Source organism: Egicoccus halophilus, assembly GCF_004300825.1.
GTDB lineage: Bacteria > Actinomycetota > Nitriliruptoria > Nitriliruptorales > Nitriliruptoraceae > Egicoccus > Egicoccus halophilus.
The window spans coordinates 1,146,190-1,159,860 of the sequence record NZ_CP036250.1 but is presented as its reverse complement, the minus strand read 5'-3'; the positions used below and the strand labels follow the sequence as shown (position 1 = coordinate 1,159,860).

The following is a 13,671-nucleotide window of genomic DNA, read 5'->3' as shown; positions in this document are numbered from 1 at the left end:
AGCACACGGGCACCGAGCGGCGGCGGCTCCTGCGCGGGAGCCTGGTGGGGAAGCGCCTCCGACGACTGGAGGGTGTCGACGGAGGCGCTTCCCGCCGTCCCCGCCCCGCGGCAGGCGCGGGACGGGGACGGGAGCGGTCAGTTCGCGGGCTCGAGCTGCGCGAGCATCTCGACCGTGCCGAACTCCCAGAACCCACCCCAGGTGCTGGGGTAGATGTCGTTGTCACCGCCGTCGGTCGGCCAGTTGGTCCACTGCACCGGGTTGTACTGGGCCCACAGGCCGTTGTACCAGAGCGGGATCATGGGCATCTCGGTCAGCGACAGCTCCTGCAGTTGCGAGAGCGTCTCCTGGAACTCCGGCGTGCCGGTCTCCGTGCGCGAGAGCTCCTGCACCAGGTCCCAGGCCTCGTCGTTCTCGTAGCGACCGAAGTTGCCGGAGAACATCTGCTCGGTGATCGGCTGGTAGAACAGGTAGTTGTAGTAGCTCCACGGCGTGTTGCTGAGCGTGGTCCAGTTGTTGATCACGAGGTCGAAGTCACCGGTGGTACGGGCGTCGTCGAGGGCACCCGCGTCGGGGAACTCGGCGACGACGTTGATCCCGGACGCCTGCGCGCTCTCGGCGATGACGCGGGCGGCCTCCATCCAGTCGGTCCACCCGGCCGGCACGATCAGCGACAGTTCGATCGCGTCCCCACCGGGGGTCTCGACGAAGCCGTCACCGTCGGAGTCCTCGTAGCCGGCGTCGGCCAGGATCTGCTGCGCCTGCTCGGGGTCGTAGCTGTGGCCGTGCTCCTGCGCGACCTGCTCGTCGTAGTAGTCGCTGAACACCGGCAGCAGCCCCGACGGGTGGGCCGCCTGGACGATGTTGCCGTAGGCCCCGTTGACGATCCGGTCGACGTCGATCGAGAACGCCAGCGCCCGACGGAACTCGGCGTCGTCGGTCGGTTCCTGCGTGGTGTTGGCGACCAGCATCGCGGTGTTCGCCGAGAGCATGTAGGGCGGCTCGTCGAAGTAGGTCTCGACCTGGCCCCGCTCGACGAGCTGGGTGATGCCGGGAAGGAAGTTGTTGGACAGGTCGAGGCCGTTCTGCAGCAGCAGACCCAGGGCGACCTCGTTGGAGGGGTTGACGATGTCGACGATGTAGCGCATCGGCATCTCGAGGCCGAGCGCCTCGATGCCCCACCAGTCGTCGTTGCGCTCCCAGACCATGCGGTCGGCGCCGTGGCTGGAGTAGCGGAACGCACCCGAACCGATCGGGTCCTCGTTGGCGTTGGCGACGTACTCCTCTGGCGCCCACTCCCCGACGATGTGCTCGGGGACGATCATGGTGCCGTACAGGAAGTTGTCCCACTCCTGGTAGCGCGGGTCGGAGAAGGTGAACTCGATGGTCTGCTCACCGGTGGCCTCGGCGCTCTCGAGCCAGTTCCACAGGTTCGCGGTGCCGACGGTCTCGGTCTCCTGGCCCATGCCGACCGTGAACAGCACGTCGTCGACGGTGAGCGACTCACCGTCCTGCCAGGTCAGGCCGTCGCGCAGGGTCAGTTCGTAGACGTCCTCCGAGGTCCACTCGCCGCTCTCGGCCAGCCACGGCTCGAGCTCGACCGTGTGCGGGTCGAAGATGAACAGCGGCTCGTAGAGTGCCCCGCGGACACCGGTCGCCTCGCCGGACTCCGGGATCGGGTTCCAGCTCGACGGCGGACCCCACTGGGTGCCGCTGGTGAACAAGGTCTCCTCGCGGGGGTACTCGCCGACGAGCGCCTCCGCTTCCTGCATGCCCTCGACGTCCTCGGCAGGTGCGGCGGCGTCGCCGTCCTCGCCACCCGCCGGAGCGGCTCCGTCGTCCGTGGTGGTCTGACCGCCGCCGCCGCAGGCGGCGACCAGCGTCGCCACGGCGAGCCCGGCGCTCGCGCGTCGTACCCATCGTCCCATGATGCTGCTCTCCCTCGTCGTCAGCCTGTGGGAGAAGAGGTCCGCGGGTACGCCGAGCACGGCCCTCCGCCAGGAGGTGCCTGCGACGTACGACGTGGCCGGTGGCCTGGGCGATCCCTCTCCCGCCCGAACCCACTAAACCGATTCAGTTACCCCATGTCAACCGCAAGGCAGCAAGTGGGGACCTCTGCCCCGCAGCACTAGGGTCCGACGGACGAGCCCGTGGAGACGACATGACGAACGAGATGCGCTGGCTGACCGGGACCCGCAGCGCCCTGCTGGTCGAGGCGCCCGAGGGACGGGTCCCGATCGTGCGGGCGTGGGGACCCGCGCCGGTGGACGACGACGCCGCCGGAGCCGTCGCCGCCAGCACCCCGGCCCAGACCCAGGCGACCGTCGACGCCCCGCTGCCCCTGGACCTGCTGCCCATGCACGCCACCGGATGGCAGGGCTCGCCGGCGTTGCGCGGCGCGTTCCTGGACGGCACCGGCTGGGCACCCGACCTCGACGCGGTGACCACGATCTGGTCGCCCGACGGACTGGTCACCGTCGCCGACGACACGACCCGTGGGCTGCGACTGCACGTCGAGCTGCGCATCGACGACCACGACGTCGTCCGGGCGCGCGCCGCGGTGACCAACCTGCGGGGCGGTGCCACGCCCAGCGGGACGTCGTTCCCCTCGCGCACCCCGGGACTGGGCCGACCGCGCCCCGCGCCCCCCGGCCCCGACGACTACCGGCTCGACGCGCTGCGGGTCACGCTGCCCGTCGGTGACCGCGCGCGGGAGGTCCTCGACGTCGCCGGCCGCTGGGTCCGCGAGTTCTCCCTGCAACGCCACCCGTGGCAGGTGGGGCGCATCGAACGGGTCAACGTCCGGGGGCGCACCTCGCACGAGGACCCGCCGCTGCTGCTCGCCGGCAGCACCGGCTGCAGCGACGAGGCCGGCCAGGTGTGGGCGGCCCACCTCGCCTGGTCGGGCAACAGCGAGCTGCGTGCCGAGCGCACCGCCGACGGTTTCGCCCTGCTGCAGCTGGGTGAGCACCTGCACCCGGGCGAGATCCTGCTCGCCCCCGGCGAGACCTACGTCACCCCCGCCGTGTACGCGGTCGCGTCGGCCAGCGGCCTCAACGGCGTCTCCGACGCCTTCCACGCGTTCGTGCGCGCCCGCCCCTCGCACCCCCGCACGCCCCGCCCGGTCACCCTCAACACCTGGGAGGCGGTGTACTTCGACCACGACGCCGACACGCTCGAGCGGCTGGCCGACGTCGCCGCCGAGCTCGGCGTCGAACGCTTCGTGCTCGACGACGGCTGGTTCCTCGGCCGGCGCGACGACACCGCCGGTCTCGGCGACTGGTACGTCGACCCACAGGTGCACCCCGAGGGCCTCGCGCCGTTGGCACGGCGCGTGCGGGAACGTGGCATGCAGTTCGGGCTGTGGTTCGAGCCGGAGATGGTCAACCCCGACTCGGAGCTGTTCCGCGCCGACCCCTCCGTCGCGCTGTCGCGGACCTCGGGGCCGACCACGCGCAACCAGCACGTGCTCGACATCGCGCGCGAGGACCTGGCCGCCCTGCTGCGCGACCGGCTGCACGCGCTGATCGACGAGACCGGCGCGGCCTACCTCAAGTGGGACTACAACCGCGACCACGTCGCCGCGGAACGTGACGGGATCGCCGCCACCTCCGCCCACGTGCACGCCCTGTACGACCTGATCGACGACGTGCTGGCCGGCCACGACGGCCTGGAGATCGAGAGCTGCTCGGGCGGCGGCGGGCGCGTCGACCTCGGCATCCTCGCCCGCACCTCCCGGGTGTGGGCCTCCGACACCAACGACCCGGTCGAGCGGCAGGCGATCCAGCGCACGCTCTCGCTGCTGCTGCCCCCGGAGCTGGTCGGATCGCACGTCGGGCCCGCCACGGCCCACACCACCGCACGGACCACCAGCCTCTCGCTGCGGCTCGCGACGGCGTTCTTCGGGCACCTCGGCATCGAGTGGGACCTCACCCGCACCAGCGAGCAGGAGCGCGACCAGCTGCGACGCGCGATCACCCGCTACCGCGCGTGGCGTCCCGTGCTGCACGGGGGGCGGGTCGTGCGGGTCGACCACCCCGACGAGCACGCGCTCGTGCACGGCGTGGTGACGCCGGAGCGCGCGCTGTTCTGTCACGTCCAGGCGACGAGCTCGGCCTGGGCGCGCGCGAGTGCGGTGCGGCTGCCCGGGCTCGTCGCCGAGCGTCGCTACCGCGTCGAGCTGGTCGACGAGCTGACCGATCCCCCGGCCGGCGGCCGCCCCCCCGCCTGGTACGCCGAGGGTCACGTGACGGCGAGCGGCGCCCACCTCGCGGGGCACGGCGTCGCCCTCCACGCCCACCACCCGCAGACCGCCACCGTGCTCGCCGTCACCGCGTGCGACACCGTCACCTGAGCACCAGCGCGGTGCGTCGGCGGTCAGCGGCCGCGACGCCGCTGTCGGCGGCTCCGGGTGCCGGCGGTCAGCGGCCGCGGCTGCGGCGCGCCCGCGGGGGTCCGGAGGGCGGCGGGGCGGTGGTGTCACGCACGACCAGCTCGGGGTTGCGCAGCGGTGGGGTGGCGACGGGCACGCCCCCGATCCGCGCCAGCAGTTCGGCGGCGACCAGCCGGCCGATGCCGACGACGTCCTGACGCACGGTGGTCAGCGGCGGCGAGGTGTGGGCGGCCAGCGTGATGTCGTCGTAGCCGATCACCGACACCTCGTCGGGGATCCGCCAGCCGTCGCGGTGCAGGCTCGCCATGCCGGCGGTCGCCATCAGGTCGTTGGCGTAGACGATCGCCGTCGGTGGCTGCGGGCCGTCCAGCAGCTGCTCGGTCGCGGCAGCGCCACCGGGACCGGTGAAGTCGCTGTGGACCAGCAGGTCCGGTTCGTGCCCGGCGGCCACCATGGCGTCGTGCCAGGCGTCGCGGCGCCGCCGGGCGTGCTGCATGTTGGACGGGCCGGCCACGTAGGCGATGCGACGATGGCCGAGCTCGAGCAGGTGGCGCACGGCCATGGTGGTCCCGGCCGACTCGTCGGGCCCCAGCGTCGGGTAGGGGGTCTGGGCCGTCGCGTCACCGGCGAGCACCGCCGGCAGCCCGGTCCCTTCGAGCACCGCGAAGCGCGGGTCGTCCTCACGGGCGTCGGTGAGCACGAAGCCGTCGACGCGCCCGGCGTGCGCCATACGGCGGTAGGCGGCCGCCTCGGCCTCCTGCCCGCCGGTGATGACCTGCAGCACCAGTGCCTGGTCGAGCGGTGAGAGCACCATCTCCAGTCCGGCGAGGAACTGGCTGAAGAACGGGTCGGCACTGAGCAGCTCGACCGGGCGGGCGAAGACGAAGCCCACGGCGTTGGCCCGGTCGCTGGCCAGTGCCCGCGCCCGGGCGCTGGGACGCCAGCCCAACTCGTCGGCGACGCGCAGGATCCGGGCGCGGGTGTCGGTCCCGATGCCCGGCCGGTCGTTGAGCGCGAAGGACACCGCGCTGCGCGACACGCCGGCGGCGCGGGCGACGTCGGCGATGGTGATGCGACCCGGTCGTGGCGTCACCGGTGTCGCCCCGTGGGCCGGAGGCGCCCCGTCGGTCGCCGGCGCCCCGGGTGTCGGAGGTGTCCCGTCTGTCGGAGGCGCCCCGGGCGGGGCCTGATCGGTGCTCACGGCAGCCCCCGGGGGTCTGGCGACGGACGACAACGGCCGCGGGGCCGACGGACGGCGCGGGACGTGCGGGCACGGCGAGCGCCGCGGCGCCCCGTTCCGCCCGGTTACGAAAGCGCGTTCCCCGGTTCGCGTCAAACGACGTCGTGCGTTGCGGCCCGCGGGCCGTGCTCACCCGGCAGCCTCGTCGAGTGCCAGGATGGGGGCCGCCCGCAGGATCGGCCGCAGCGCGGGTCGCTGCTCCCCACCGGCGAGTTCGGCCTCCTCCGCGACCGCCCGGTGGTAGACGCCGACGGTCGCGGCCGCCACCGACGCCCAGTCGTAGCGGTCCCGGATGCGTGCGTGCGCGCGGGCCACCATGCCCTGCGCCAGTTCACGGTCGGCCAGCACCCGGGTCAGCGCACCGGCCAGCTCGCCCGCGTCCTGGGGCGGGAAGCTCAGTCCCGAGCCGCCCGCGACGATCTCGCGCAGCCCGCCGGTGTCGCCGGCCACCACGGGGGTGCCGCACGCCATCGCCTCGACCGCGACCAGGCCGAACGGCTCGTAGATGCTGGGCGCCACCGCGACGTCGGCGGCCGCGTAGTGCAGGCGGAGTTCGTGGTCGGCGAGGAAGCCGGTGAAGTGCACGTGGCGGCGCAGCCCGAGTTCGCGGACCCGACGCCGCAGCGTCGCCGAGTAGGTCCCGATCCCGGCGATGAAGAACTTGACCGGACCGACGGCCGCCCGCACCTCCTGCAGGGCCTCCAGCACCGTCTGCACCCCCTTCTCGTACTCGAGCCTCCCGGCGAACAGCACCATGCGGGTGCGCGGTCCGACCAGGGTGCGACGGAAGTCGGCCACCTCGTCGGCCGGGAGCGCGAAGTCGCGCACGGCGACCCCGTTGGGGACCACGTCCACCTTGTCGTCGGGAAGAGCGAAGATGTCCTCCACCTGCTCACGCATGTAGGTCGAGCAGGTGATGACCCGGCGGGCCTCGTAGGTCAGCCACCACTCGACCTGGTGGATGAGCTTGTTCATGGGGCCCGGCAGCCAGCCCTGGTGGCGGCCGTACTCGGTGGCGTGGACGGTCGCCACCAGCGGCAGCCCGAACGCCTCCTTGATGCCGGCCGCGGCGTAGGCGACCAACCAGTCGTGGGCGTGCACCACGTCGACGTCGTAGCGGCGGGCGAGACCGGCCGCGGCGGCCTGGACCCGGTTGTTGAACGCGAGCACCCACGGCACCAGGTCCTCGAACGGGATGACCGGGGGCGCCTCGGGCACCCGCACGACGTGGACGCCCTCGCGCCATTCCTCGAGCGGGACGTCGCCCACCTCGCCGCCGGCGGCCGCCGCGTGCGACGACGGGCCGCGGGTGACGACGTGGACGTCGTGGCCCTGCGCGACGAGGTTGCGGGCGAGCGCCGCGCAGTGGCGGCCGAGCCCACCGACGACGTGTGGGGGGTACTCCCAGGTCAGCATCAGGACGCGCATGCCGCAAGCGTGCCACGGCCGCCGACCGTCCCTCGCATCCGGTCGGTCCGGCGGCCGGGCCGCGGACCCTCACGCCGCGGGGCGCAGCGCCTCCCGCAGGGCCCCACGCAGCTCGCCGTGGACGAAGCGGAACCCGGCGTCGAGCAGCCGCTGCGGGACCGCCCGCTGGCTGACGCTGGCCAGCGTCCGGCCCATCTCGCCGTACAGCGCCGTGACGGCGAAGGTCGGGATGGGCAGCACGGTCGGTCGGCGCAGGACCTCACCGAGGAGGCGGGTCAGTTCCGCGTTGGTCACCGGTTCGGGCCCGGTCAGGTTCACCGGCCCCTCGAGGTCGTGCTCGAGCAGGAACCGCAGGGCCCGGACCTCGTCGGTCAGCGAGATCCACGGCACGTACTGCCGACCGGAGCCGACCTTGCCGCCGACGCCGAGCTTGAACGGCAGTTCGATCTTGTCGATCAGGGGACCGTCGGCCGCGATCACGACGCCGGTGCGCGGATGCACGACCCGGATCCCGCCAGCCCGGGCCGGTTCGGCCGCCGCCTCCCAGTCGGCGCACACGCCGGCGAGGAAGTCGTCGCCGGGCGTGGACACCTCGGTGAGCACCTCGTCGCCGCGGTCCCCGTAGAACCCGACCGCCGAGCCCGACACCAGCACCGGGGGCGGTGCGTCCAGCCCCACCAGCGTCCGGGCCAGCAGCGTCGTGCCCTGCACGCGGCTGTCGTGGATGCGTCGTTTGGTGTCCTCGCTCCAGCGCGCGTCGCCGATCGGTTCACCGGCGAGGTGGACGACCCCGTCGAGCCCCTCGAGCCCCGCAGCGTCGATGTGACCGGCGGCGGGGTCCCACACCACGTCCCCGGCGGCGGCCGCCGACGGGTCGCGGGTGACCGCGACCACCTGGTGGCCGTCGCCCTGCAGGTCCTCGGTCAGCGCCCGACCGATCAGTCCGGTGGCACCCGTGATCGCGATCCTCACCTGCGCTGCTCCTGTCTCGACGCGTTCGCCCGAGGTTCGCAGGTCAGCCGGCAGGCGGACGGGTGTCCTCCCCGGCCGGGGAGCCGAGGCGACGCACCACCGCGTCGGCCAGGCGACCGGCCGCGGCCGGCTCGGTGCGCAGGTACAGGTCGGGTTCGGTCGCCTCGAGCTCCGCCAACTGCAGCTGGCCGACCTCGTCCTCGAGCAGGTCGACCCGCGCCACCAGCAGGTCGTGGCCCGTGGCCTCGACGATCCAGCGCACCAGCGCCTCGGTGTCGACGTCCAGCGTCTCGCTGGCGTAGCGGCCGCCGAACTCCTCCTGGATGCGGAACTCGCCGCCACTGGGCACCTTGCGCACCGCGTGGCTGACCGCCCCGTCGACCACGACCACCGACAGCTCACCGCGGGTCTCGACCGCGGCGAGGTAGGGCTGCACGAGGACGTCACCGACCGCCAGCTCGGCGTCGAGATGCGCCTGCGCGTCCGGGTCCCCGACCGTGACGCGCGCCAGGCCGCTCGCGCCCGCACCGACCGCCGGCTTGACGATGGCGGTGCGCCAGCCACGTGCCACGAGCAGCTCGTCGAGCACGACGCGGTCCCCCTGACCGAGCCAGGCCGTCGGCACCACGGGAGCCCCGCGCTCCTCGAGCTCGAGCAGGTAGGACTTGTGGGTGTTCCAGCGCAGCACGTCGGGCGGGTTGAACAGGCGGGTGCGCTCGCCGGCGGCCGCGGCCCAGGCGACGAACTCGTCGCGCCGTCCCGGGTAGTCCCAGGTGGTGCGCACCAGGGCGAGGTCGAACGTCGACCAGTCCACCGCCGGGTCGTCCCACCGGGGCTCGGTCACCCGCACCCCACGGTCCTCGAGTGCGGTGACCAGCGCGTCGTCGACCGCCTCCAGGAAGTCGAGGTCGACGGCGGCCGTGACGAGAGCGACGTGCATGCAACGAGTCCTGTCGGGACGGATGGCGGCGGGGAGGGCGGCTCAGCCGGTGCGGCGGTCGGGAAGGAACGGCAGGTCGGTGCGCACGCGGGCGACCACGGCCGGGTCGAGGTCGGCGAACAGCACCGTCTCGCTCCCCGCCGCCGACACGAGCGTCTCCCCCAGCGGGTCGACCACCCGGCTGTCGCCGGTGTAGCGCAGCCCGCCCCCTTCGCCGACGCGGTTGACGCCGACGACATAGGCCTGGTTCTCGATCGCGCGCGCGTCGAGCAGGGTCCGCCAGTGGTGGCGGCGCGCGGCCGGCCAGTTGGCGACCACCAGGTAGGCGTCGGTGTCGCGGGCGACGGCCCAGAACTCGTCGGCGAACCGCAGGTCGTAGCAGACGAACAGGCCGAGGCGGACGCCCTCGACGTCGACCGTGAGCGGCGCCTTGCCGGCGGCGAAGCGCTCGTGCTCCCCGGCGTAGCGGAACGGTTGGATCTTGTCGTAACGGTGGTGCCGGCCGTCGGGTGACACCAGCAGCAGCGCGTTGACCGGCAGGTCGTGCTCCTCGGCCTGCAGCGCCAGCGAGCCGGCCACCCACACGTCGTGGCGACTGGCCTGCTCCGCCATCCACGTCGCGATCGGCCCGTCGAGGGGCTCCGCGGTGGTGTGGGTGTTCATCGAGAACCCGGTGGCGAACATCTCCGAGAAGGCGACCAGTCGCGCGCCGCCGGCGGCGGCCGCGGCGACGCGGCCGTCGAGGGCGCGCAGCGTCGCCTCGCGGTCCTCCCAGACGATGTCGTGCTGGACGGCAGCGATCCTCACGGTCGTGCTCCTGCGACGTCACGGGCGTGCAGGAGCCGGTCCACGCCCTCGGCGAGGACCGGCTCGGGCTTGCAGATGGCCAGGCGGACCAGCGAGCGGACCGGGGCGGGGTCGCGCACGAAGGCCGCGACCGGGACGGCGGCGACCCCGAGCGCGGCGGGTGCCCAGCGGCAGAACGCCTCGCCGTCCTCGTGTCCGAGCGAGCGCACGTCGAGGGTGACGAAGTACCCGCCGGCCGGCGAGTGCACCGCCGCACCACCGGCACGCAGCCGGTCGACGACGAGGTCCCGGCGACGTCGGTGGCGTTCGCGGAGCGCGTCGAACCACGCGTCCCCGGCGTCGAGGCCGGCGGCCACGCCGTACTGCAGGGGCGTCCCGCCCGAGAAGGACAGGAACTGCTTGGTCGTGCGCAGCGCCGCGGTCAGCGGTGGCGGCGCGCAGGCCCAGCCGACCTTCCAGCCGGTGCACGAGAACGTCTTGCCGGCCGAGGAGACGGTGACGGTGCGCTCGCGCATGCCCGGCCACGTCGCCAGCGGCCGGTGTCGGCCGTCGTAGACGAGATGTTCGTAGACCTCGTCGGTCACGGCGAGCAGGTCGTGCTCGCGGCACAGTTCGGCGACCGCCGCCAACGCGGCGTCGGACAGCACCGTGCCGGTGGGGTTGTGCGGGGTGTTGAGGAGCACCAGGCGGGTGCGCGGCGTCACCGCGGCGCGCAGCGCGTCGAGGTCGAGGGCGAAGTCCGGCGCTCGCAGCGGCACCCGTACCTCGACCGCGCCGGCCAGCGTCAGCACGGCGGTGTAGGCGTCGTAGGTCGGCTCGAGCACGAGCACCTCGTCGCCGGGCTCGCACAGTGCGAGCAGGCTCGCCGCGACGGCCTCCGTGGCGCCGAAGGTGATGCTGATCTCCGTGTCGGGGTCCAGTTCGAGGCTGTAGCACCGGCGCTGGTGGTCGGCGACGGCCCGTCGGAGCGCCGCCACCCCCGGCCCGGGGGCGTACTGGTGGTGGCCCGCCCGCATGGCGTCGACGACCGCGTCGACCATCAGCGCCGGTGGGTCCTCGTCGGGGAACCCCTGGCCGAGGTTGACCGCGTCGTGCGCGAGGGCCAGCGCGGTCATCTCGCCGAAGATGGTGGTGCCGAACCCGCGCATGCGGGCGACCAGTGGCGCGGTCGGACGCTCACTCATGCCGGACGCTCCTGTTCACCGACCTGGTGCGTGCGCGGGACCCGTCGGTCGGGGGCCGGCGTGGCGTCGAGATGACGCAGGCCGTTCCACAGCAGGTTGACCACGTGGGCGGCGACGACCTCACGGGGCGGTTCGCGCACCTCGAGCCACCACTCCCCGACCAGGGCCACGGCCCCCACGAGCATGCGGGCGTACATCGGCGCGGTGTCCTCGTCGAAGCCCCGCTCGCCGAACTCGTCGACGAGCAGTCGCTCGGCGCGCACGGCGACGTCGTCGAGGACCGAGGCGAGCGTGCCGTCGCTGGCGCCGACCGGCGCGTCGCGCACCAGCACGCGGAAGCCGTCCTCGTGGTCCTCGATGTAGGTGAGGAACGCCTCGGCGGCGGACTCGGCGACCAGTCGGGGATGGACGGCTTCGAACGAACCCGCGATCGCCCGCGTCAGCCGCTGCACCTCGCGGTCCACGACCACGGCGTACAGGCCTTCCTTGCCCCCGAAATGCTGGTACACGACCGGCTTGGAGACCCCGGCGCGGTCGGCGATCTCCTCGATCGCCGCCCCCCGGTACCCACGCTCGGCGAAGACGGACCGGGCCACGTCGATCAGCTGCTCACGTCGTTCGGGGGCGGCCATCCGCACCCGCCTGACGGTGGTCACACCGGCTCCTCACGCCCGTTGGTTGCGTGCCGGCCAACCTACCGTGCGCCGGAGACGGCGAGCGTCTGCTGGCCGGGCCGGCGGCGCGCCGGCTTCAGGCGCGCGAGCGGGTCCGTCGCGCCAACTGCGTGGACGAGGGCAGCTTGATGTCGCGAGCCAGTCGGAGCTTCTGCATCCCGCGGATGACCACCCAGGAGATGTCGAACTCCCACCAGCGCAACCCGTGTCGCGCGGAGGCGGGGAAGGCGTGGTGACCGTTGTGCCAACCCTCACCGAACCCGATCAGGGCCATCACCGGGTTGTTGCGGCTCTCGTCGTGCGCGGCCCACGGGCGCGTGCCGAAGACGTGACAGATCGAGTTGATCGACCAGGTGACGTGGTGCAGCAGGAAGACCCGCACCAGCCCGCCCCACAGGAACCCGGTCAGCGCACCGGCGAAGGACATCGTCAGCAGCCCCCCGAGCAGGGCCGGCAGCGCGAACGACGCCAGGATCAGCCACGGGAAGGCGCGGCTGACCCGCACGATCGCGCGGTCCTTGAGCAGGTCGGGCGCCCAGGCCTGCTGGACCGTCTTCTCCGGCCCGAGCATCCAGCCGGTGTGGGCGAACCACAGCCCCTTGAGCATGCCACGCAACCCGTCACCGGCGGCGACGTGCGGGGAGTGCGGGTCGCCCGGCCGGTCCGAGTAGGCGTGGTGACGACGGTGGGTGGCGACCCAGTCGATCACGGCGCCCTGGATGGCCATCGATCCGGCCACGGCGAACAGCACCCGCACCCACTGTGGGACCCGGAAGCTCTGGTGGGTGAACAGTCGGTGGAAACCGACGGTGATGCCGAGCCCGGTGAAGAAGTAGAACCCGAGCAGCAGGCCGACGTCGACACCACTGACCCCGCGGCCCCATCCCCACCACAGTGCGGCGGCGACACCGGCCAGGGGCAGCACCACGGCGACCGACATCGCGAAGCGCTGCCACCGCAGCGCCCGGGGCGAGGCCAGCTCGACCCCGCGGACGGGCGCCGGCCCGGACCGAGGTGGCACGGAAGAGGCGGAAGCGGAGGTGGAGGACACGCGATCTCCCAGCGTTCGGCGGGTCCGGCTACGGAACCAGCTACGGAAGAGGAAGTTACGGTGCCGTAGGCGGCCGCGCGAACGGCGGACCACCACCGCCCGTCCGGGAGCGCGGGCGGGGTCGATAGGGTGTCGCCCTCACGCGTCCGAGGAGCCGTGTGCCGACGCTGTCCGAGGAAGTGCGCCGTGAGGTCGCCCGCGCGCGCGCACTGCTGCATCCGGCGCTCGACGGGCTCGCCGACGAACTGCGCCGTGCCAGTGGCCGGGTCACGCCCACCGCGAAGGACGACGGCACGCCGGTCACCGCGCTCGACCACGAGGTCGACGACCGGCTCCGCACGGTGCTCGAGCGCGAGTTGCCCGACCACGGGGTGCTCAGCGAGGAGCACGACACCGTCGTCCCGGACACCGAGTGGTGCTGGGTCGTCGACCCGATCGACGGCACGTCGAACTTCACCGCAGGACTGCCGTGGTGGTGCGTGTCCGTCGCCCTGACCCACGGCGGCGAGGTCGTGTATGCGACGATCGACGCGCCCGCGCTCGGTCGCCGCTACGAGGCGGTCCGCGGCGAGGGGGCCACCCGCGACGGCGAGACCGTCCGCGTCCGCGGACCGGTGGCCTGGGACGACGCGTCGCAGGGGCACGTCCCGGTGATGCTGACGACCGGCACGGCCCGTCGGGCACGAGGGGCCGGCCTGGCCCTCAATCCGCGCGTCATGGGGTCGACGGCCCTGGACCTGGCCGTCGTGGCCGAAGGCGTCGCCGCAGCCTCTGTCGCGGCCATCCCGCACGTGTGGGACGTCGCCGCGGGGATGCTGCTGGTCCGCGAGGCCGGTGGCGCGGTGGTGACCCTCGACGGTGACGAGCTGCTCCCGTTGCGCGCCGGCGACGACCACGCCCGGATGCACGCGCAGACGGCTGCGGGTGCGGATCCCGACGCCGTGCGCGCACTGGCTCGCCGGCTCCTGCCCGACTGAGCGCG

Annotated in this window: 11 protein-coding genes; 2 read left to right on the top strand and 9 right to left on the bottom strand. The window is 73.4% G+C overall.

What is annotated here, in order from left to right; translation table 11 throughout:
- Nucleotides 1-137 precede the first annotated feature (137 nt).
- Nucleotides 138-1,928: an ABC transporter substrate-binding protein gene (locus tag ELR47_RS05275; RefSeq protein ID WP_130648940.1), complete on the bottom strand. Its 1,791-nt coding sequence runs from the start codon at nt 1,926-1,928 to the stop codon at nt 138-140.
- 233 nt (nt 1,929-2,161) lie between these two features.
- Between ELR47_RS05275 and ELR47_RS05270 the strand changes: the two genes are divergently transcribed.
- Nucleotides 2,162-4,354 carry an alpha-galactosidase gene (locus ELR47_RS05270; protein ID WP_130648939.1) on the top strand — a complete coding sequence of 731 codons (2,193 nt, stop codon included), beginning with the start codon at nt 2,162-2,164 and terminating at the stop codon, nt 4,352-4,354.
- 67 nt (nt 4,355-4,421) lie between these two features.
- Here ELR47_RS05270 and ELR47_RS05265 read toward each other — a convergent pair whose 3' ends face one another.
- The 8 genes from ELR47_RS05265 to ELR47_RS05225 all read right to left on the bottom strand — a co-directional run bounded on the left by ELR47_RS05265 (nt 4,422) and on the right by ELR47_RS05225 (nt 12,689).
- On the bottom strand, nt 4,422-5,486 hold the full coding sequence (locus tag ELR47_RS05265; protein ID WP_130648938.1) for a LacI family DNA-binding transcriptional regulator: 1,065 nt from the start codon (nt 5,484-5,486) through the stop codon (nt 4,422-4,424).
- Between the two features lie 276 nt (nt 5,487-5,762).
- Nucleotides 5,763-7,061: a glycosyltransferase family 4 protein gene (locus ELR47_RS05255; protein WP_130648937.1), complete on the bottom strand. Its 1,299-nt coding sequence runs from the start codon at nt 7,059-7,061 to the stop codon at nt 5,763-5,765.
- A 69-nt stretch (nt 7,062-7,130) separates the two neighbouring features.
- Entirely contained in the window at nt 7,131-8,033 is a 903-nt protein-coding gene (locus ELR47_RS05250) for a TIGR01777 family oxidoreductase (protein WP_130648936.1), read from the bottom strand.
- A 43-nt stretch (nt 8,034-8,076) separates the two neighbouring features.
- Nucleotides 8,077-8,973, bottom strand: a complete 897-nt coding sequence (locus ELR47_RS05245) for an ATP-grasp domain-containing protein (RefSeq protein WP_130648935.1) — start codon at nt 8,971-8,973, stop codon at nt 8,077-8,079.
- Between the two features lie 42 nt (nt 8,974-9,015).
- Nucleotides 9,016-9,780, bottom strand: coding sequence for a nitrilase-related carbon-nitrogen hydrolase (locus ELR47_RS05240; protein WP_130648934.1), 765 nt, complete (start codon nt 9,778-9,780; stop codon nt 9,016-9,018).
- Entirely contained in the window at nt 9,777-10,964 is a 1,188-nt protein-coding gene (locus ELR47_RS05235; protein WP_130648933.1) for an aminotransferase class I/II-fold pyridoxal phosphate-dependent enzyme, read from the bottom strand. The genes ELR47_RS05240 and ELR47_RS05235 overlap by 4 nt, the downstream gene beginning before the upstream one ends.
- Nucleotides 10,961-11,620, bottom strand: coding sequence for a TetR/AcrR family transcriptional regulator (locus ELR47_RS05230; protein ID WP_205745459.1), 660 nt, complete (start codon nt 11,618-11,620; stop codon nt 10,961-10,963). Before ELR47_RS05230 ends, ELR47_RS05235 begins: the two co-directional genes overlap by 4 nt.
- Nucleotides 11,621-11,714: 94 nt before the next feature.
- The gene (locus ELR47_RS05225) at nt 11,715-12,689 is read right to left on the bottom strand and encodes an acyl-CoA desaturase (protein WP_205745458.1); all 975 of its coding nucleotides are present in this window, start codon (nt 12,687-12,689) and stop codon (nt 11,715-11,717) included.
- Between the two features lie 158 nt (nt 12,690-12,847).
- Between ELR47_RS05225 and ELR47_RS05220 the strand changes: the two genes are divergently transcribed.
- Nucleotides 12,848-13,666, top strand: a complete 819-nt coding sequence (locus ELR47_RS05220) for an inositol monophosphatase family protein (RefSeq protein ID WP_130648932.1) — start codon at nt 12,848-12,850, stop codon at nt 13,664-13,666.
- The last annotated feature ends 5 nt before the right edge of the window (nt 13,667-13,671 follow it).